Raw genomic sequence first — 20,098 nt, forward strand, 5'->3', positions numbered from 1 at the left:
TCGACAGCGGCAAAAAACTGCCAACGGACAATACAATAAGCGTAGCGGGTCTACGCTGATTTGCTATCTCATCGCGTAATATCAATGCGTAACGGCGTCATTATTGATGGTGGGACAGGGGATTAACTCTGGGACTAGGCAGGTAAACGAATGTGCAGGGCCGGTAATGCCAAACCCTGCCAGCGCAGGTTACTTCACTTCACCCATTGCTTTCAGTTTTTTCGACAAATCGCGGCGCTCTTTCGACAGATCGGCATTTTTGATGATGTAATCATCGACGCGATCTTCATAGTCGCTACGCATATTGGCAATGATGCCTTGGACATCTTCAATGCTCATACCCGGCTTGATGTACTCGCTCAGGTTATCGAGCAGCAGCACGCGTTTCTGGTTGTCACGAATTTTCTTTTCGTTGTCAACAATTTCACGCTGTAATTTGTTTTTACGGCGAAACATACGCACAAACTCCAGAACGTCCTGAAAACTCGGCTTAATTGGATTATCCATCTTTAGACCCTTGCTTTAGTAATACACAGATTCATTTGCTGACGCTCACAATAGATACCAAGATACAGGTTTGTGACCATAAGACACAACTGCCAATGCCTCTATCTTACTCACTTTAGCGCCTGTTCCCTATACCAAAGCGCCTGCTTCATGATCTGACCCGCTATTTAGGCTGCATCCTCAGAGCAAGAAACACAGACTATTTGAAATCCACTACCATTTGTTGCGGTATGGAGAGCCCACGCGTTGATTGTACACAGCGCGCAATATAATCGGTAAACCGCGGCGGTTTTGCCATGCCAAGACTAAGGAGTTTTTCGTTACTGAAACGCACATTCAGCATAGCGAATGAACCGTACAAACGCATCGCCTTTAACATCAAACGTTCATTACAGGGGCCAAAAATGTCTTTCAGCTGTCTACGCATATGCAGTAAAGCGTCATAACTGACCTGCGCATAGTGGTCACCTACGGGGGCTTTTTGTAAAGCAGCAGCGATAGCGTCATCAATTTCTGCAAAGCTGACGCTACGCTCTTCACCCGCTGAAATATGATAAACATCACTATCTAGGCTATCACTGTTTAGCAACATCACTAACGCATCAGCACAATAGTCAACCGGGATCACATCAATATTGTCCTGCAATGAACACATGAATTTCTGCAACATCAACGCCATATTGAACACCCAGAAAATACTGCTTGATGGTTTACACCCTAAACGGGTATGCCCAACCACGATCGAAGGCCGTGCAATCACAAGTGGCAACTGTGGACATGTTTTCCGCATCAATTGCTCAATGGTAGACTTGGAACGGGTATATTCCACCAGATGTTCGGCATTTTCTTCAAACTCGGCGCTTTCTTCCACCAGTGCACCCGGTTCCGGGGCACAAGACATTGCCGTCCCAACATGCAAAAATCTTTTTAACCCTGTAACTCGAGCCATTTTTTGTGCAAAACGCAGTGTACCTTCAACATTTACCTTCCAAATAAGCGGGTTGTTACCAAATGAAGCCACCGCAGCACAATTCAGCACATGAGTTACTTGATTAATTCGCGTGTCGGATAAAAATAACTCTGGCTCACTTAAGTCACCCAGTAAAATATTTTCCGTAGTTAGCTTATCTAGAATGTTCTTATCTATATTAAATTTTTCCATATTACTACGAATACGGTTTAGACCCTGTTGTTCATTCTCTGCACGCACCAAAAAAATAAATTTAATACATTGATTTTCAATAAGTAATTTCTCAAGAACTGCACCACCGAGAAAACCGGTAGCACCAGTCAACAACAGTGTTTTCATGCTGGACACCCATTATTAGTATTGAATATAACGGATTGTATGCCTGCACTTATAAACCAGAATTAAATAAAACCCGATGACTTCCGAACATTCTTTTCACCTAGTTAACTGAACAAAAAATAAGTCACCAATGTGCTTCTAGATGCCATTTCCGCTGTTCTGGTTGGTTTACATATCCAATTTTATTTAAACTATATACCCAAAATAATTCGAGTTGCATGTAGGCGGCAAGTCTGAGCGTCGTCAGGAGCATAGCTCACTCTGTGACGGGTGCAAACGGACGAAGCCAACACCCATGCAACTTGAAGAATGGAGGGTATAGCCAGGCAAAGACTGAACTCGGCTGTGTCCCTTAATTGTATACGAGCATTGCGGGTGGTCATTTGAGCGTAGGGCAAAGCGTAAGCTGTGAGGTTGGGCAGGCCAAATAAACGGCAAATGATGTGGCAGCTTGATCGGTATGTAAGACACTATCAATAAATCATGATCCTGCTCGTTTTTCCGTTTTAAAGTGAACCTGTGCTTGGCATCGCTTATCGCGCCGTTACAATAGAAGCCAATTCCCTATGCCAAAGAAGAGATACAATTTTGAGCAGCAAGGCACCGGCCACATTTTACATTCACGATTACGAAACCTTCGGTAAAAGCCCGTCGATGGATCGCCCAGCACAATTTGCGGGTGTACGCACCGATATGGATTTCAATATTATCGAAGAACCGCAGATTTTTTACTGTGCGCCGGCCGATGACTATCTCCCTGACCCAGAAGCAGTGATGATAACGGGTATCACGCCGCAACAAGCATTGGCGAAAGGGGTTAATGAGGTAGAGTTTACCCGTCGGGTTCATGAAGCATTTAGCGTTGCGGGCACCTGTATTCTGGGTTACAACAATATTCGTTTTGATGATGAAGTCAGTCGTAACCTCTTCTACCGCAACTTCTACGATCCTTACGCTTACAGTTGGCAAAACGGTAATTCACGTTGGGATCTGCTTGACGTTATGCGCGCCTGTTATGCTCTGCGTCCGGAAGGGATCCTATGGCCAGAGAATGACGAGGGGTTTCCCAGTTTCCGCTTAGAGCATCTGACAAAAGCTAACGGTATAGAACACGCACACGCACACGATGCAATGTCTGACGTGTACGCTACGATTGCTATGGCCAAACTGGTTAAACAGGCACAGCCAAGACTGTTCGATTATCTATTACAACATCGCAATAAACATAAACTGAATCAGCTTATCGATATCGCGGATATGACGCCGCTGGTTCATGTTTCTGGTATGTTCGGCGCAGCGCGCGGTAATACCAGTTGGGTTTCACCTGTGGCTTGGCACCCAGATAACAAAAATGCCGTTATTATGTGTGATTTGGCGGGAGATATAACGCCTCTGCTGGAACTTGACGCCGATGGACTCCGTGAACGACTCTACACGCGACGCGATCGAATGGCTACAGATCAGGCACCGGTACCCATCAAGCTGGTACATATCAATAAATGCCCTGTGCTGGCACCGGCCAAGACGTTGTTGCCAGAAAATGCTGAACGTTTAGGGATCGATCGTCAGGCGTGTCTTGAGAATCTGAAAGTGCTACGTCAACATCCAGAAATCCGCGAGAAAGTGGTAGCGTTGTTTGCAGAAGCCGAGCCTTTCACCCCACCCGATGATGTAGATGCAAGACTCTACGACGGTTTCTTTAGTGATGCCGACAGAGCTGCCATGAAAATTATTCAGCAAACGAAACCACAAAATCTGCCTGCTTTGGATTTAACCTTTAACGACGACAGAATGAAGGAATTATTATTCCGCTATCGTGCGCGCAACTATCCGAATACGTTGGATGATGCCGAACAGCGCCGCTGGTTAGAACATCGTCAAACAGTACTCAACGCCGAGCAGGTTCAAAACTATCTGTTGCGGTTAGAAACACTGTATAACCTACATGAAGGTAATAAAGATAAAACAGCGCTGCTGAAAGCGCTGTTTGAATATGGCAAACAATTAGTCGGCTAGCAAGAACCTCAAAGAGAGCAGACAATGACTTTGTCTGCTCTCTGTAAGTCAATTGCCCACAGCATTAGCGCAAGATAGCAGTCTCGAAAATTAATTCTCTTGGTAAAGGTTCATCATAAGGATTGAGGTAAACCTGTACCAAAACGCGTTAGCTGAATGGTTGTTAGGCCTGGTGCCAGCCTTTGGACAGACAAACCTAAACCAGATCAAAATGTATGCTATGTGACGTGTCGGAACATCCACCGACAAACACACTGATGCGCGAAGGTTCCAACGCAAAGCAACGCCGCTGGCCGTAGAATTCCAGCTCTTTTTCACCTAATTCGAAGCTCACTTCGCGTGACTCTCCTGGCTGCAGCGTAATTCGCAGAAACCCTTTCAGCTCACGCATTGGACGCGTCGTGCTGGCAAGATGCTGCTGAATGTAGCACTGCACAACCTCAGATCCGGCCAGCTTGCCTTCGTTGGTCACCGTGACGGTCACACGTTGACATTCACTCACTGAACATGTTTTATGGCTCAAACGCAGACCGGCATAGCTAAAATGGGTATAACTCAAGCCGAAACCGAAGGGATAGAGCGGTGTATCCGCCAAGTCCTTATAAGGTTGGTACTCACGGTAGTCACGCATTTTACCCAGTTGTTTACGGCCATAGTAAATGGGGATCTGGCCAGTATTGCGTGGGATTGTCATCGGCAGTTTGCCGCTGGGCACCTGCTCGCCAAAGATAATACGGGCAATGGCCATCCCCGCTTCTGTGCCACACTGCCAGCCATACAACAGTGCATCGGCATACTGCTCCGTAGCAGCGGAAGGCAGCGGGCGCCCCGTACACTGCACTACAACCAAGGGCTTACCTGTGCGCCCGACAGCAGCAATCAATTCCTCTTGCCCTGGTGGCAGCTGTAGTTCGGCAATATTGCGTGCCTCTCCTGTGCGTCGATGACTTTCGCCGGTGCAAAGTATGACAATATCTGCCCGGTGAGCGCACTCAATCATCTCATCGCTAAAAATACTCGGCTCAGTGATGACGTTAACCTCACCCGCAAGGGCGCAGATCCCCTGATAAATGGAGGTCACATGACTGGCATCACCGTCCAGGCACCATGAGCCGAGGTGTTGACGTTGTGAATGTGCATGAGGGCCGATCACCGCCACGGTTAGAGGGCCAGATGTCCGGCTAATCGGCAGTAGGTTTGCGTTATTTTTCAATAACACAATCGATTGTTCTGCCACTTCCAACGCTTTCGCCAGATGTTCTGGGCGGCGCAGTGCAATGGTATGCCACTCTTCATCGACATAAGGGTTTTCAAACAGGCCCGTGCGGAATTTGGCCCGTAGAACCCTACGCACCGCATCATCCAACAGTGTTGTATCAATACGCCCCTGCTGCACCAGTTTTTCCAGATTATGTTGATAGGCTTCATGAGGCATCGCCATGTCCACACCGGCTCGTAATGCTTGTTCAGCGGCGTGCAAGGGATCCTGTGTAACACCGAAATAGGTCAGATCAAGAATCGAACCCCAGTCGCTGATCACCAAACCATCAAATTCCTGTTGCTGTTTCAGCCAGTCGGTGACCAGACCGCCATTTGCCGTCACCGGCATACCACCAAGATCGTTAAAGCTGGTCATCACCGACCCCACACCGGCGGTGACAGCAACTTTAAACGGGGGCAGATGAACATTGTGCAGCGTATTCTCCGAGATCTCACTGGTATCATAATCGCGGCCACCTTCGGCAGCGGCGTAGCCGATAAAGTGCTTGGCGCAGGCTAACAGACTGCCCAACGCGCTGAGATCTTCCCCCTGAAAGCCCGCAACAACAGCCGCAGCAAACTGACTGGTGAGCCAGGGATCCTCGCCATAGGTTTCGATCGTTCTTCCCCAGCGCGGATCGCGAGCAATATCCAGCATTGGGGCGAAGGTCCAATGGATACCCAGTGATGCGGCCTCGTACGCAATCATCTGATAGGCCTGCCTGATTAATTCAGGGTTCCAGGATGCGGCTTGCGCCAGCGGGATCGGCAGCACGGTCGCCTGCCCGTAGATAACATCACGGGCAAACAGCAGTGGGATACCCAAGCGGCTTTGCTCCACGGCAACGCGCTGGATCTCATTCAACTGACGTGGATCAACACGTTCTCCGGGCGCATTCCCAGCCCAAGCGGTATCGGCCAGAATACGCGAGCCCCAACAACCATCGCGAACACTGGCAAGGTAGCTGTCGCGGTGTTGCTGATAGTTCAGCATCGGGTGCTGGCAAAGCTGGCCCACTTTTTCTTGCAGCGTCATCTGGTTGAGCAGACTATTAATGCGCATTTCAATCGGCAGAGTGGCATTACGGTAGGCGGTATTCATTAAGAGCTCCAAATTTCCGATAACCAAAAGTCAGGGACAATGCCCAGCGTGCGTTACCGCCGAGGCAAGCAGCCAGTGGTGAATTCTGGCGCAGAACGCCACTGATAGGCAGGGAATGCTTCATTGAGAAAAGCTTCCATTGCTTGCTGCCCAGAGAGATCTTGCTGCTGATAGCGAGCCAGTAAGCAGGTTGCGGCTTCGGCAATAAAGCGGGTATCTATCTCAGTGTAAGTACGGATAAATTCTTTCAACTCCTGATTGCTGGCATAAGACAGCAGATCCGTACTGCGCGCCAATGCCTGATAATAGAAATCAGGGCGATAGACCAGCAACCCCATGCGCCAGCCATCAATAACCTGCTGATAGCCGCCGGAGTACGCATCCTGGCTATAAAGCTCGATCTTATTTAAGCCCTTCAATGCCAGAATGTAGTTGCCTGCGGCATATTGCTGTTCTGCAAAGTCAAAATAGCGTTTGGACTGTTGATAGACCATAAGCCATGCGCTGCAATAGGCCAGGAGAATAATCAGTAACAAGGCAGCTAAACCGGTTTTTACCTTCATTATTTCACTCCAATCCCTGTGAATGCTCGAATAAAATTGCGCTGTAAGAAAAAGAAAACCAGCACCACAGGTATGGCGATCATGGTCGTCATCGCCCAAAGTTGCTCAAGGTTTTCAGTGGGAATATCGTTGACGAATTTAAATAACGCCAGTTGCAGGGTCATCAGCGAGTCATCGCGGACATATAGTAATGGCCCCATAAAATCATTCCAGGTCGCCATAAAGGTTAAAATAGACACGGTGGCTAACGCGGGTCTGATCATCGGGAGAACTATCTTGAAGAAGATGGTGAACTCACCGGCACCATCAATTCTGGCGGCTTCGATATAGGCGTTATCTACCTGTTTTAAAAACTGCACCAACAGGAAGATGTTATAGGCACTGATAGTGCCGGGGACGATTAATGCCTGGAAAGTATTCACCCACCCCCAGGAGTACAGCATCATATACGTAGGTATGGTGAATAACACGGCAGGCACCATCATGGAAGTTAGGATCAGTTTGAGCCAGAACTCCCGGGCTGGGAGGTTCATTTTCACGATGGCGTAGGCAACCATTGATGAAAACAGGGTATTCGTGACCGTCACTGTAATGGAAATAAACAGAGTATTCAGAAAAATTCGTCCCAGATTCAAACTGAGAAATGCCTGAATATATCCGTTAAACGAAAAATGTGTTGGCAACGAGTTAGGGTTGTTAATAATCTCGGTTCCCGTTTTAAATGAATTCATCACCATGAAGAAAAACGGGTATAACACCACTAAACTGCCCGCAATCAGCAAGCTGTAGATAAATAGACCCTTTAGACTAATACGCATTATCACGCATCCTTTTCCTGAGTGAGTTTCAACTGCACTACCGTAAAGAGATAGATCACCGCTGCCAGCAGCAGGCCGATAGTCGAGGCCGCACCCATTCTCATATCAGAGAAACCGGTTTTATACAGATAGAGCACGGGTGTTAACGCGGAGTTATAAGGGCCACCATACAGATCGAAATTCATTAAGACCTCAACAAACATCTGCATCCCATTAATAATATTCATGGTCATCACAAAAATAATCTGTGGTTTCAGCAAAGGCAGGGTAATACTCCAGGTTTTTCTCCACCAGCTTGCGCCATCAATACTTGCAGCTTCATACAGTGATGGGTTAATCCCCGCGATGCCGCCAAGAAAAATGATCATCTGAATACCAAACCATTTCCAAGTGCTGAATAAGGCAATTAGCGGCATCGGTAACCATTGATCAAACTTCCAGAAAATAGGTCCTTTAAGCCAACCCCACTCTAGCAATAAACTCTGTATCGGCCCGGTCGGGCTGGAAAGAAAGTTAAAAATAACCATCGCTACAGTAATTGAGGTGATCACTGGGATAAACATGATGGTTCTAAACAGGCCGCCAAAATGGGTGATTTCATGTAATAGCAAGGCTAAGCCTATAGCCAGCACAAAGCTAAGAAAAATAAAAATAACCTGGTTAAAAAGCACATTGAATAGCGAACGCCAGAATAGGATATCTGTAGCAACAGCGATCCAGTTGTTCAACCCAACAAACTTCGTACTCTCCAAGCTCAATATATTAATGTCTAAAAAGCTGTTCTGAAAAGAGAGTGCAAAAGGATAAAGAATAAAAATCAAGAAATAGATAATCCAGGGCGCTAAGAATAGATACCCTATCATGAGATTGTTATTTTTCATTGTAGCTCCTTAGAGATCCCTGCCTACATCCTAAAGTGACTTGGGTATATGCCATTCATACTTCAAGTTGCTTGGCTATTGGCTGTACTCGTTCACCCTGGCCACAGAGTAGGCTATGAGCCCAGGGGTTCATTCTTTCACCGCCTACAACCAACTCGAATTATTTTGGGTATAGATTTTTAGTGCTCGTTCAGTAATTTTTTGGCCGCCTTTGCCGATTCGGCCACGGCCTGCTCTGGCGATATCTCACCTTTCAGTACCACACGGCTATAGTTGGCCAGGATAATATTTGCCACGTCTGCTGAAAGGGCCGAAGGTTCGCTCATGAGGGTGTGTTGTAACTGCTGTACAAAGGGTTTTGCCTCATCAGACTGAAAATAAGCGTCTTGTTGCAGCGCTTTCAGCGTAGGCAATTGCCCCAACGCAATATTGGCTTGTAGATTGATATCGTCGCGCATCAGAAGCATCAGCAGATCCCAACTGAGCAGCTCTTTCTCGGGTGTCTCCTTGAAGATCATGATCGCCCGTCCATCCAGCAACGAGTAGTGGGTATCACCTTTGGTTTGCACAGGAATAGGTGCCACAGCCACGTCTTGGCCAATGACCATTGGGTGATCTGCCGCAGAGGTGAGTGTGGACTTCCAACCAAAACCGAACTGTAACCAGATGCCGATATGGCGTGAGAAAAAGCTGGTCTCCATGGTCAATGGAGCAAAGCGTTGCGCCTGCTGCATCGTTTGCATAAACGTCGCCATACTGGCGGCGGGATGATCGAAAACAATGCCTGTACCGTAGCGGTTCAGTAACTGATACTTCCCATGATTGGTGTTGTAGTAGAGTGGCGCAAGCATATTCCAATACCAACTACCTGATGACAGCACGTCATTCCAGAAAACGGTGCCATAGACTTTACTGCCATCTTTACGCGCAGGTAGCGCGGAGATCTTTTCTGCCGCAAGTAAAAACTCGTCCCAGGTTTCCGGAGGATGTTGAGGATCCAAACCCGCTTCAACAAATAATGCTTTGTTATATATCATCATTTGTGTTGTGGCATTCCAGGGAATGTAATAGGTGCGGCCAAAATTTTCGCGTAAAAAGTGAGGTTCAATACGTTCAGTCAGTGATGCAAAACCGGGGAATTTATCCAGAAATGCCAGCTTACCGAGTTTAGCCAACTTTGCTGGCTGATAACCAAAAACCCCAATATAGACATTGGGATTATCTCCCGCAGCCATACGAGTATCCAACCGTTCATCGTTAGAAACCGTGACATTTACATCGGGATGTAATTTTTTAAATTCAGGTACGACGGTATTACGCATGAATGAAACATAGTTGCCACTCGGCACCATTATTTCCAGCCTTTCTTCCGCCATTAGGGGCAGAGAGATTATTGCGATAGCAATAGCATAGAGTATTTTCATTACGATCATTACCCTAAAAATATCAATATATGAAGGAATAGCCATGATTAATTCAGGATCACAGGAACCATTTAATCACCGCTAAGTTTAATCATTACTACATTTCGCTACGGTATTTTTTAATAACGACTCAGTCGCTATAATGTCTCTCTCTCAATTAACTGTGTTGGTAGCAGAGTAATCGCATCAATATCCGCCTCTTTCCTTATTGCTTTGAGTAGCGTGGTGGCGGAAATCATACCCATTTCATATTTATGATGATCAACCGTTGTCAGTGATGGTGTTAATACACTGGATGCGTAAATATTATCAAAGCCCACTATTTTTATATCATCCGGAACCTGGATATGATGCTCTTTTGCTGCGCGTAAAATACCAATGGCCATTTCATCATTAGCGGAAAAAATAGCCGATGGCACTCGACCCTCAGCAATTAACGCTTTCATTTTTAAATAGGCATCTGCTTCGGTAAAATCAGAATGAATAATATAGTCCTGCTTGGGCTGCAGATTATGGTAGCCCAGCGCAGCGATAAAGCCCTCCAACCGTTTCTGATTGTCGTAAGACTGGGCAGGGCCACTGAAGAAACAGATATCCCGGCAACCTTTAGCCAATAATGCATTCACAGCCTTAAATGCACCGCCAAAATTATCAATTAATACATTGTAGATATGCGGGTTTTCCAACTCACGATCCAGCACCACTATCGGCAGATCTTCAGCAGCGATAGAGTGCAAAAAGCTATTATCAAAAGAGCTGGTGAGCACAATCGCGCCATCCACAGAGCGATCTCTAAGATACTTATGCGCGGTGGAATGCTCACCACCGTACAAACTACAAGCCACCAGATCGTAGTGTTCACTGTGCACCGTTTGCTCAATGCCACGTATCAGTTCACTATAGATCGGCCCAGACCAAGAGTTGAAAAACAGGCCAATAGCACCGCTGCGTTTGGCTTTTAACATTTTCGCATTATTGTTGGAGGTGTAGTTCATCTCCTGCGCAATTTTTAACACGCGTTGCCGGGTCTTCTCTGTGATCTTCGAACTGCCATTGATGGCGTAGGAAACCGTAGAGATTGCAACGTTGGCCCTTTTAGCAACATCTTTTATGGTTACTTTCACAACTCACTCTCTAATGACAAAAAAGAACCCTACTATACCCGTCCCCCTGCCACTTGAGTATGACGGGTATATAGTCTGAACCATTCTGGCTGTATGCGGCACAGTATGCCGCTCTACAATTACTTCACTACAGGTAAATAACCAACTGATTATCAGATGAATTTTCTTTCATCATTCCTGCTTCAATGTCTTGGCGACGAATCAACGCCGCACCACTGCGGTAAGGGTTAGCCTGCAGGCTAAATGCCAGCGGTTGGCCGTTGAGTAACACCCGCTTCGGTGTAAACTCCCCCTGGAGCGGGTGGATACGCAGCGTTATCGGACGTTGGTAGACTTGATACTGAACAGTGACATCACCAAACTGGCGGCTGATAACCGGATCCAACAACAGGTCGCCACATTGATAGCGCAGCCCTAACAGGCTAGAGATAATCTGGTTGATGTAGATCCCAGGGCCGCTCGAGTAGATGCGCCAGCCCGATTTTACTGCGACATCACCGGTTTTCAATTGTTGGAAGTCGCTGTAGGCCTGATAGCGATCATCAAATTTTGCATCGGAGCTGGAGAAATAGCAGTTTGCCTGGCGTGGTTCCGCATTAGGCACACATTCTTGAATACCGACCGGTACGGTTTTAAACAGATTGTCGTACAATTCTTGCGCCATCCCCATTTTGCAGAGTGCTTCAAGAAAGCGGATATGCGCGTGACAATATTGCAAACCGATTTCACGCCCCAGATTGGCGGATAACTCAGCGCGTTTGAAATAGGTCTGGCGACCCGCTTTATACTCCGCCATCTTATCCATCAGCCGCACACCATCCGGGAACATCAGATTCTCCAGAATGATTTTCATGTGTTGCTCGGCCATCTCTTTATCGAACGACTCTGAAATAATCGAACGTTTCGCAGGGAGCAAGCGATACTTGATTTGGGTTGTCTGATCCACAGGATGCAGCAAGTATTCAGCTTCGCCCTGATTGAAGTGAATAAACCCACTGATAACGCCATCTTTAATCAGATATTTGTGATAGTCCGCCTGCATGCTGGCCGCAAGTTGGGACATGCGAGCGATAATGTCGGCAAATTTTGCATGGCCCTGCAAAGCCTGCATCATGGTTTTCAATGCCTGCAGGGTCAGCGGGATAGTCCAGCCACTAACCATATTTTTCCGCAGCGACTGATTGGCCGGTTGTAAGGTGTCATCCCAGTCACCATCACCGTAACTGGAGAGAAAAGTCCCTGGTACCAGATGTTCAACGATATGGTCTATCTGGCGTTGAACGTGCTGCAGCAATGTTTCCTGCTGCTGTGTGAAAGCAAAACCATGCTCTATGCTGGTATAGGGCAATGGGGTATCCAGCAGAGCAAGGTGGCCCGTTGCCTGCAGATAATCCGCCAGTGCCTTCAACGGCCAGACCACGACATCACCGTGTGATTCCTGCTGCTGTTTTTGCCCGTACTCATCAAACATAAACCACTGTGGCCAGGTGCCGGTTTCCAGATACTGATGACGATAGGTCTGGCACAGGATCGCTTCCACCTGCTGATAGCGGCCCATTGCCATAAAGAATTCAAGCGGCCCTTGGGTAACATCACGAGTGCCCCAGGCAGCTCCTGCAGCTTGCTCCAAGCCGTGGGGAGAACTGTAGTGGACTAACGCATTGTGAGTAAACCAATGCATCGCATGATTGAGTTTCACTGCCTGTTGAGGTGCGGCGGAGAAGTGTATCGAGAAGTCATTCATCAGGTCCCTGAACTGGGCATGATACTGCTGTCTCTCATGGTGAAAATCCAGCCATGAACCGCGACTGTCTACACCCTTTAACACACCACCAAACGCGATACTGGCCTGCCGCTCGATCTGGCCTTTTAGCAGCAAATACAGGGGACTCTGGCTGTCACTATCAACCCGCTTCTCGACACCGGTGAAAGCCGTGCTGGCAATCATGCTGAATTGGGGGCCGGTGTCATCATGCTGTCGACTGATCAGCAACAGGTTGTCCTGCTGCTCGATCTCGATCAGCGACGCCTCTTCCAGATCCCCCATAACCAGTTGGTGACTGACGATAACGTTCAGTGGCCGCGCGAAACCAGAGATTTCTATATCCAGTTGGATCACTGGCTGGCTCTGGCTGGCAAAGGCACGTATCAGGATCAGCCCCCCCGCGAGTTTATATACCCAGCGTGAAAAATTAGTGCCAACTTCATATGCAGAAGGCATGGCCAGCAGGCGGTATTCACCCTCTATCTGTACTAGAATTCGCTGTCCGCTGCTTTTAAACAGATTGAGCAGATTACGATTAATCCCCAACAGTTTGTTGAGTGTCGTATTACCCAACGTCAAATGTGAGTTAAACACGCCATAGATAAAATGGGTGGAGTTCATAATCGGGTTATTGAAATCAAGATTATTACCGGAAGAAATAATGTGCCCGGTTGCTCGCTCCAGATAATGCTCTTTTGCTGCCAGAGTGACGTAATTGGCATCCTGATAGAAAAATGACAGTAATTGACCGTCAGATTCTTCAATGACGCGTTTCTCACCCGCAAACAGGTGTTCAATCTCATCCGACCGCAAGGTTTCACCTGACAGAGGACGCTGGGCATATCCTAACTCAACCGGTGCTTCCGCCTCGGTGGTCGGTAACGTCTCCGGTGGCCGGTAAGTCGCGCGGATCTGCGCAATATCCAATGGCTGTTCAAGATTGGCACCCGGTTGATGGCTGAGATAACTGCCGTAAAATACCTGACTGGCTTGCTCACCGCTGGAGAGCGTCACTGGCTGTAGCTGAAGTGCAACATAGGCCATTTCGTACTGATAGTTTTTATTTTCCAGCCGTGGTGTGTTGATAATGGTGGGTTGGTGAGTGAACTTGTATTGTTTGGCGAAAAACTGATACCCATCGGTAGAAAAACCGATCACCGGCGAAAAACTCCCCAATTGCAGCAAGGGGTTACCACAACTTTGCGGCAGGTTTTGCCTTGATGAGAGGATATAGCCGTACTCTTCAAGGTTAAATACCTTATGGTCCAGATACTGGCTACAGTAAGATTCATTGGTTTTGGTGGCAGAGAGATCGCATAACGAGAGATCTTGACCGTAGATCAGATCGTAGCGTAAGGCATCACAGCTTTTATTCTCTACCTGCACACTGTAGTAATAGGTGTTTCCTTGCCCGGTAGCAAAGGAAAGCATAGCCGTGGCCACAAAACGCGGAGAGGTGGTTTGCCAAATAACCTCACCTTGGGCATTTTTATATGTTTTTATCCCCTCATTGTGAAACAGCAACGGAGTAACCTGTACAATGCCATTGTTATCCCACTCGCGCAGATAGATATTAGCAATGGCCGCATCCTGTCTGGGGGTTTCAAACAGGTTGATCATGATGCTGTCTGCCAGCATATTTTTCAGCATATTACCCTGCATGAAATTAAATCGCAGCAGACCACTCTGAGCGCTGTATACAATATCGGTTACTGATGTAGTTATCATGTTATGCACTCTGAAAATGAGTAATACTCGTCAAACTTAAAGTTGTGTATGAACTGGCTGCATGGTCAATGCCGTTCGTGTGCCTTGCCCCTGATGAACCGCTACAACTTGCATTATTTAGAGTAAATTCTAGAGAATGTTTTTTTCTGTTTCTCTATCAAATAGGTGGCACTTGTCCATATTAAAATAAAATTGGTAGTTACTATTAATATTGGTTTCCCCCTCGGGATTTGGCTGTTTGCAAATCACTTGCTGCCCTGCCATAGTGAAATGGATATACTCATCAGCCCCCATAGCATCAACTCTGGTTATTTTTGATGATAAACTATTGATGGTGTTTTTAGCGTTGATGTTTATATCCTCTGGCCTGATACCAAAATAAATCTCCTGCCCTAAATAATGCTGAGCCTTGGTACTTTTATCCTCCGGCAGTGAAAAAATATGTTCACCACAACGGAGCACGATTTGATCACCGAAACGCTCAACGCGGGCAGTAAACAGATTCATTGCTGGTGAACCGATAAATTCAGCGACAAATTTATTGCGGGGGTGGTGATAGACATTTAACGGGCGATCCACCTGCATGATCTCCCCTTTGCGCAGAATACAGACTCGCTCACCCATCGTCATGGCTTCTACCTGATCGTGAGTGACATAGATCATCGTGGCTGGTTTACCGGCTTCACGCAGTTGCTGATGCAGTTTGCTGATGCGTAGGCGCATGGAAACGCGCAGCTTGGCATCTAGGTTAGAAAGCGGTTCATCGAATAAAAACACCGCCGGTTTTCTAACCATGGCACGCCCCAGCGCAACCCGCTGACACTGCCCACCAGACATCTCTTTAGGTTTACGTTGCAGCAGTTCTGTGATCTCCAGCAATTCAGCCGCCTCATGCACTCTCAACGCAATTTCTGCTTTAGTTTTCTTAGCGACTTTCAACCCAAATGCCATATTTTCATACACGGTCATGTGGGGATAGAGAGCATAGTTTTGAAATACCATTGCAATACCACGATCTTTCGGCTGAACATCGTTACATATTTTATCGGCAATGGTCAGTTCACCGCTGGATATATTCTCCAAACCAGCAATCATGCGTAGCATGGTCGATTTTGCGCAACCAGACGGACCGACTACCACCATAAACTCGCCCTCTTCAATATCCAGGTTGATATCGTGTAATGCATGCAAGCCATTCGGGTAGATCTTATTGACGTCACGCAGTTTCACACTGGCCATGACGAACCCCCTTCAATAGAAACGTTTCACTAAACTATGATTTGATCTACTTCACTGTCAACAGGGAATTTCCATTGTGATTATTTATGAGATAATCATCACATTTTATGAATTCAAAACACAACTAATTGATTTAAAAGATAAAAATATTTTTCCTATCTTTTTGTATCCATTTGTAATCAAAAGCGTCACCTGGGTCACATTTTAAATAAATGCTTGATGAAGCTATTGACCCATGATGAAAACCCTCAGAATAATAGAAACGTTTCTATTAGATATGTAATCTACCTCTAGCCAGAATCAAAAAGGATATTTGCATGAATAATAAAATAAAATTTTTATTTTACGCTATGCTGATGACATTCAGTTGCAGTGTCTTAAGTCTGCCGCTGTCAAGTGACAAAATACCCACTAAAAATGTGGTTATCACGCAATTAACCGTCGCAGAAAACCTCTACCCAAAGGAATTTAAAAGCGAGTTACAAAACAATCTCGATTTTTTCCGTGACGGGGTTGGCGTCGATGAAAAAACCAAAGTGCCTTACGATAATATCCGTATTGAAGGCGATAAAATCGTAAAAGGGTATTATACCAATACGACAGAAATCGGTTTATATCTTAATATATTAACCGAGGCAGCTAAGGCCGGTGATCATAATGCGTTGCTGAGAATTAAAGAAACTCTTTCTACATTGGAACAGGCCCCTAAGTGGAAAGGGTTATTTTATTGGCCTTATGATATTCGTGGTGACAAATTATTGATCAATAAAGATGAGATTGTTCCTGCAGTAGATAATGGGAATCTCGCTTTTGCGTTGGCTGGAGTCGCTGGCGCATTTATGAATACGAATAACACCGATAAGCAAGAGATTGTGCAGCGTATTCAGGTGCTGCTCGATGGACAAAAGCCAGGATGGGCTGCGCTGTATGATGAGATGAAAGGGTTGCTCTCTTCCGGGTGGTCAACGAAGAATGATGCCCCACTGGGCTATTATATCGACCGCAAAGCCAACGAAAGTCGGCTTGCCGTTGCTTGGGCTATTCTGGTGACACAGGATATGGGGGCAAAGTCAGTTCCGATAGAGGCTTTCCATAAAATGGAGCTCTATACTCAACACTACAAAGTAAAAGATCAAAGCTACAATCCGATACTGACGTGGGACGGGGCCTATTTTCAGCTTATGTTACCGCAGATTTGGTTGAACGAACGCAAGCTGGTGCCGGATTACGGCATAGTAAAAGACCATACTTTTATTCAAAAAGTTTATGCCACCAAGAATGGTATTCCAATGGTCTCCTCTTCTGCCACCGTGGATGACGGCTATAACGCTTTCGGCGTACCACATCTTTCAGAGAGTAAAGTTCGCTTCAATAATAAAGTTGACGAGAGTGTGACAGGTACACCTCATGCAATAGCACTCTCTTATATTGTTGACCCTGTAGATGCTGTCAGTGCGTTAAAAAAACTGAAAGCAATCTATCCACATATTGAATCCCCTTACGGCTGGTATGACGCTGTCGATAGCAGTGGCCGGATGACAAAAAATATTCTTTCTCTGGACACCGGCATGTTTGTTGGGGCTTTTCTTGCCAAAGAGATTAATGCTGATGTAGACACCTATCTACAAAGCAAAGGCTATACCTCACTGCTGCAAGAGATGTATCAATCTTACACCCCGAACAATTATAAACAACTGGACGGTATGCTGCGTACCGAGAGCGATAGGCTGTAACACCCATTCCCTCAATGTTGAAAAGGACAGGTATAGCAACTGATGAAAAAAGGACGACAGATATGAAGAGACTATTGCTAGCGACACTTTTGCTTTGCGGCTGTGATCAATCAACCCAAGCCCCTGCCAGCACAACGGCACAGGATATGGTCATCACACAGCTCAACGTCCCTGCACAATTCTACCCAACGGGCTTTGCTGATGAGTTACAAAACAATCTCAATTTTTTCATTGATGGGGTCGGTGTCGATGAAAAAGCCAAGGTGCCGTACGACACGATCCAGGTAGAGGGCGATGAGATCGTAAAAAAGTATGAAACCAATACCACAGAAATCGGCCTATATTTGAGTATCTTAACCGAAGCGACCAAGACAGGGGATCGCAAAGCCCTGTTGCGAATTAAAGAAACCCTGACAACGTTGGAACAGGCCCCCAAGTGGAATGGCTTGTTTTACTGGCCCTATTTTATTAATGAAGGTGCGTTGACGATCCCTACAGAAGGGTTAGTACCTTCAGTGGATAACGGTAACCTCGCTTTTGCACTGGCCGGCGTGGCTGGCGCATTTATGGATGCCGATGATGCCGATAAGAAGGAGATTGTGCAACGTATTGAAACACTGCTGGATGCGCAGAAAGAGGGCTGGGCTGCACTCTACAATGTAGAGACGGGTTTGCTTTCTGGTGCCTGGTCAACAAAAGAGAATGCGTTACTGAGCTACTCAATCGATCGCAAAGCCAACGAAAGCAGGTTATCCGCTGCCTGGGCTGTTCTGGTCACACAGGATATGGGCGATCAAGCAGTACCCATCACTGCATTCAATAACATGGAGCTTTATACCAAAGAGTATGTCATCAACGGCAAAACCTATACTCCATTACTGACCTGGGATGGCGCCTATTTTCAGATGATGCTGCCACAAATCTGGCTGGATGAACGTAAGCTGATGCCAGACTATCAGATGGTAGAAGATCACACGGTAATGCAAGCAATCTATGCTGCCACCTATAGCATTCCGATGATCTCTTCGTCTGCAACCGTGGATGATAGTTATTATCCTTACGGGGTGCCTGAACTGTCTGAAAATAAAGTTCGTTTAGATGGCTATATTCAAGAGGATTTTACCGGCACGCCTTATGCAACCGCGCTGTCTTATATTGTTGATCCTGCGGCAGCGCTGAGCGCACTAATTAAGCTCAAAGAGGATAACCCACAGATTCAGTCCCCTTATGGCTGGTATGACGCTATAGATCGCAACGGAAATATGACAAAAAACATCCTCTCCCTGGATGTAGGAATGTTTGTCGCTGCTTTTATGGCTAAGGATATTAATGCCGATGTTGATAAATATCTGCAAAGGAAAGGCTATATGCCGCTATTACAACAGATGTATCACTCCTACGTGCCTAATACGGTCATACACTAGGTAATTTATCTATACCCAAATGACTACGAGATAAAACCCTGTCGGCTGAGGTTCTAATTATTTTTTGGCATGCGCCCTAAATAATTCTAGTCGCATGATGGGTATAACAACTTTTTGTAATAGCAGCGTGAGCTTATAAACATGAAGAGACTTTTATTGTCAGCATTGATCGTGTCGCACAGTGGTTTATTATTGGCGGCTGATACCACTGAAACACTATCAGCCCCTAGCCGCGGTGATACAGTGACGATTAGGAATTCCAACCTAGATTTATTTGGTGTATCAAGAAATTTCGGAGACATTATTTTTGTTGATGATGACCCAATACGGCAAAACACAGCACCTAAAAGAACGCGTCTTTTTAGTGGTTACGAATATGAGAATATAAAATTCTCTAATCATCCTGGTCAGCTGTATCGCAGCTTTGTTATTGCAGATGGAACGACCAAAATTACCGATAGCTTCAACATGGGTTATGTATTACGTAGTTCCTCGATTTATGATGGTTTAGAAAAAAATCGATATGTAGGCTCAGACAAAGTACGTCGTGATACCTTTTCACATCTGGAACTGCTGCCAAAATATCTTAACTGGGTAAATGAAAACCTAAGCTATGGGGCTGAACTCGGCTATGAACGTACCACAGAGGCTAAGGATGTACCCGAAAAATTGATGTACCATATTCGCCCGGAAATCAACCTGGGTTTTGGCCGTAACTTTCTGCACCTTGATACTGAGTTTGGGTGGATAGAGCGTACCGATCGTGGTGCTTATATCGAAACTGAGCCTTTGTATTTATACCGCGTCACAAATAACTTTAATGTCGGTTTTAAAGCTTATTATCACGCAGAGGATAATGATTTCAGATGGCGGGAAACGGCAATTCGGCCTTTGGTACAGTTTCGCTTTGCTAATGATACGTATTTAGAGCTGCGCTTGGAACATGGTGGCATTCGTACCAATGATGGCAGCGGCTATAACTACAATAATTATGCTTTGTATACCGAAATACCCTTTAATAAAAGCCTGTCATTGATGGCAGACTTAAAATATAAAGATCAAAAGCAACATCAAGGCAATGAATGGTCTTGGGGGAATAAAAAAGACACATTCGGCAAAGTTGGCTTTATTTTTAATTTCTAAATATCCCCATTAAACGTCAAGTTGCATGTGTACTGGCAGGTTAAATTAACCTCTATCAAACA

Annotated in this window: 14 protein-coding genes; 4 read left to right on the top strand and 10 right to left on the bottom strand. The window is 46.1% G+C overall.

The genetic code is table 11. From position 1 onward, the window contains the following. Positions 1–189 precede the first annotated feature (189 nt). Together tmaR and OK023_RS09515 are read right to left on the bottom strand one after the other, a co-directional pair. Complete coding sequence (gene tmaR, locus OK023_RS09510) at positions 190–507, bottom strand: PTS system regulator TmaR (protein WP_317697387.1); 318 nt, start codon at positions 505–507, stop codon at positions 190–192. A gap of 199 nt (positions 508–706) precedes the next feature. Beyond that, positions 707–1,816, bottom strand: coding sequence for an SDR family oxidoreductase (locus OK023_RS09515; protein ID WP_317697389.1), 1,110 nt, complete (start codon positions 1,814–1,816; stop codon positions 707–709). A 588-nt stretch (positions 1,817–2,404) separates the two neighbouring features. Between OK023_RS09515 and sbcB the strand changes: the two genes are divergently transcribed. Continuing rightward, complete coding sequence (gene sbcB / locus OK023_RS09520; RefSeq protein ID WP_317697392.1) at positions 2,405–3,832, top strand: exodeoxyribonuclease I; 1,428 nt, start codon at positions 2,405–2,407, stop codon at positions 3,830–3,832. A 196-nt stretch (positions 3,833–4,028) separates the two neighbouring features. Here the strand turns inward: sbcB and OK023_RS09525 are convergent, their stop codons facing one another. From OK023_RS09525 to OK023_RS09560, 8 genes are all read right to left on the bottom strand, one after another. Next, positions 4,029–6,194 carry a glycoside hydrolase family 3 N-terminal domain-containing protein gene (locus OK023_RS09525; RefSeq protein ID WP_317697394.1) on the bottom strand — a complete coding sequence of 722 codons (2,166 nt, stop codon included), beginning with the start codon at positions 6,192–6,194 and terminating at the stop codon, positions 4,029–4,031. Positions 6,195–6,247: 53 nt separating this feature from the next. Then, on the bottom strand, positions 6,248–6,760 hold the full coding sequence (locus tag OK023_RS09530; protein ID WP_411569419.1) for a hypothetical protein: 513 nt from the start codon (positions 6,758–6,760) through the stop codon (positions 6,248–6,250). Next, positions 6,757–7,575 carry a carbohydrate ABC transporter permease gene (locus tag OK023_RS09535; protein ID WP_317697400.1) on the bottom strand — a complete coding sequence of 273 codons (819 nt, stop codon included), beginning with the start codon at positions 7,573–7,575 and terminating at the stop codon, positions 6,757–6,759. Before OK023_RS09535 ends, OK023_RS09530 begins: the two co-directional genes overlap by 4 nt. A 2-nt stretch (positions 7,576–7,577) precedes the next feature. Continuing rightward, on the bottom strand, positions 7,578–8,456 hold the full coding sequence (locus OK023_RS09540; protein WP_317697402.1) for a sugar ABC transporter permease: 879 nt from the start codon (positions 8,454–8,456) through the stop codon (positions 7,578–7,580). 179 nt (positions 8,457–8,635) lie between these two features. After that, complete coding sequence (locus OK023_RS09545) at positions 8,636–9,880, bottom strand: extracellular solute-binding protein (RefSeq protein WP_317697404.1); 1,245 nt, start codon at positions 9,878–9,880, stop codon at positions 8,636–8,638. A 137-nt stretch (positions 9,881–10,017) separates the two neighbouring features. After that, on the bottom strand, positions 10,018–11,004 hold the full coding sequence (locus tag OK023_RS09550; RefSeq protein WP_317697406.1) for a LacI family DNA-binding transcriptional regulator: 987 nt from the start codon (positions 11,002–11,004) through the stop codon (positions 10,018–10,020). Between the two features lie 127 nt (positions 11,005–11,131). Next, entirely contained in the window at positions 11,132–14,497 is a 3,366-nt protein-coding gene (locus tag OK023_RS09555) for a cellobiose phosphorylase (RefSeq protein ID WP_317697408.1), read from the bottom strand. A 129-nt stretch (positions 14,498–14,626) separates the two neighbouring features. Then, complete coding sequence (locus OK023_RS09560; protein WP_317697410.1) at positions 14,627–15,736, bottom strand: sn-glycerol-3-phosphate ABC transporter ATP-binding protein UgpC; 1,110 nt, start codon at positions 15,734–15,736, stop codon at positions 14,627–14,629. A 317-nt stretch (positions 15,737–16,053) separates the two neighbouring features. On the opposite strand from OK023_RS09560, the gene OK023_RS09565 reads away from it, so the two are divergent. The 3 genes from OK023_RS09565 to OK023_RS09575 all read left to right on the top strand — a co-directional run bounded on the left by OK023_RS09565 (position 16,054) and on the right by OK023_RS09575 (position 20,036). Further along, the gene (locus OK023_RS09565) at positions 16,054–17,469 is read left to right on the top strand and encodes a glucoamylase family protein (protein WP_317697412.1); all 1,416 of its coding nucleotides are present in this window, start codon (positions 16,054–16,056) and stop codon (positions 17,467–17,469) included. A gap of 62 nt (positions 17,470–17,531) precedes the next feature. Then, positions 17,532–18,893 (top strand): glucoamylase family protein, encoded by a 1,362-nt coding sequence (locus OK023_RS09570; protein ID WP_411569402.1) that lies wholly within the window; start codon positions 17,532–17,534, stop codon positions 18,891–18,893. A gap of 141 nt (positions 18,894–19,034) precedes the next feature. Continuing rightward, the gene (locus OK023_RS09575; protein ID WP_317697413.1) at positions 19,035–20,036 is read left to right on the top strand and encodes a transporter; all 1,002 of its coding nucleotides are present in this window, start codon (positions 19,035–19,037) and stop codon (positions 20,034–20,036) included. Positions 20,037–20,098 lie beyond the last annotated feature (62 nt).

The organism is Serratia sp. UGAL515B_01 (genome assembly GCF_033095805.1).
GTDB lineage: Bacteria > Pseudomonadota > Gammaproteobacteria > Enterobacterales > Enterobacteriaceae > Chania.

Excerpts from the sequence above, each read along its gene's own strand:
- OK023_RS09515 (WP_317697389.1), bottom strand. The coding sequence starts at position 1,816 with ATGAAAACACTGTTGTTGACTGGTGCTACCGGTTTTCTCGGTGGTGCA.
- OK023_RS09545 (WP_317697404.1), bottom strand. The coding sequence starts at position 9,880 with ATGAAAATACTCTATGCTATTGCTATCGCAATAATCTCTCTGCCCCTA.
- OK023_RS09560 (WP_317697410.1), bottom strand. The coding sequence starts at position 15,736 with ATGGCCAGTGTGAAACTGCGTGACGTCAATAAGATCTACCCGAATGGC.
- OK023_RS09565 (WP_317697412.1), top strand. The coding sequence starts at position 16,054 with ATGAATAATAAAATAAAATTTTTATTTTACGCTATGCTGATGACATTC.
- OK023_RS09535 (WP_317697400.1), bottom strand. The coding sequence starts at position 7,575 with ATGCGTATTAGTCTAAAGGGTCTATTTATCTACAGCTTGCTGATTGCG.
- OK023_RS09540 (WP_317697402.1), bottom strand. The coding sequence starts at position 8,456 with ATGAAAAATAACAATCTCATGATAGGGTATCTATTCTTAGCGCCCTGG.
- OK023_RS09525 (WP_317697394.1), bottom strand. The coding sequence starts at position 6,194 with ATGAATACCGCCTACCGTAATGCCACTCTGCCGATTGAAATGCGCATT.
- tmaR (WP_317697387.1), bottom strand. The coding sequence starts at position 507 with ATGGATAATCCAATTAAGCCGAGTTTTCAGGACGTTCTGGAGTTTGTG.
- OK023_RS09575 (WP_317697413.1), top strand. The coding sequence starts at position 19,035 with ATGAAGAGACTTTTATTGTCAGCATTGATCGTGTCGCACAGTGGTTTA.
- OK023_RS09555 (WP_317697408.1), bottom strand. The coding sequence starts at position 14,497 with ATGATAACTACATCAGTAACCGATATTGTATACAGCGCTCAGAGTGGT.
- OK023_RS09570 (WP_411569402.1), top strand. The coding sequence starts at position 17,532 with ATGAAGAGACTATTGCTAGCGACACTTTTGCTTTGCGGCTGTGATCAA.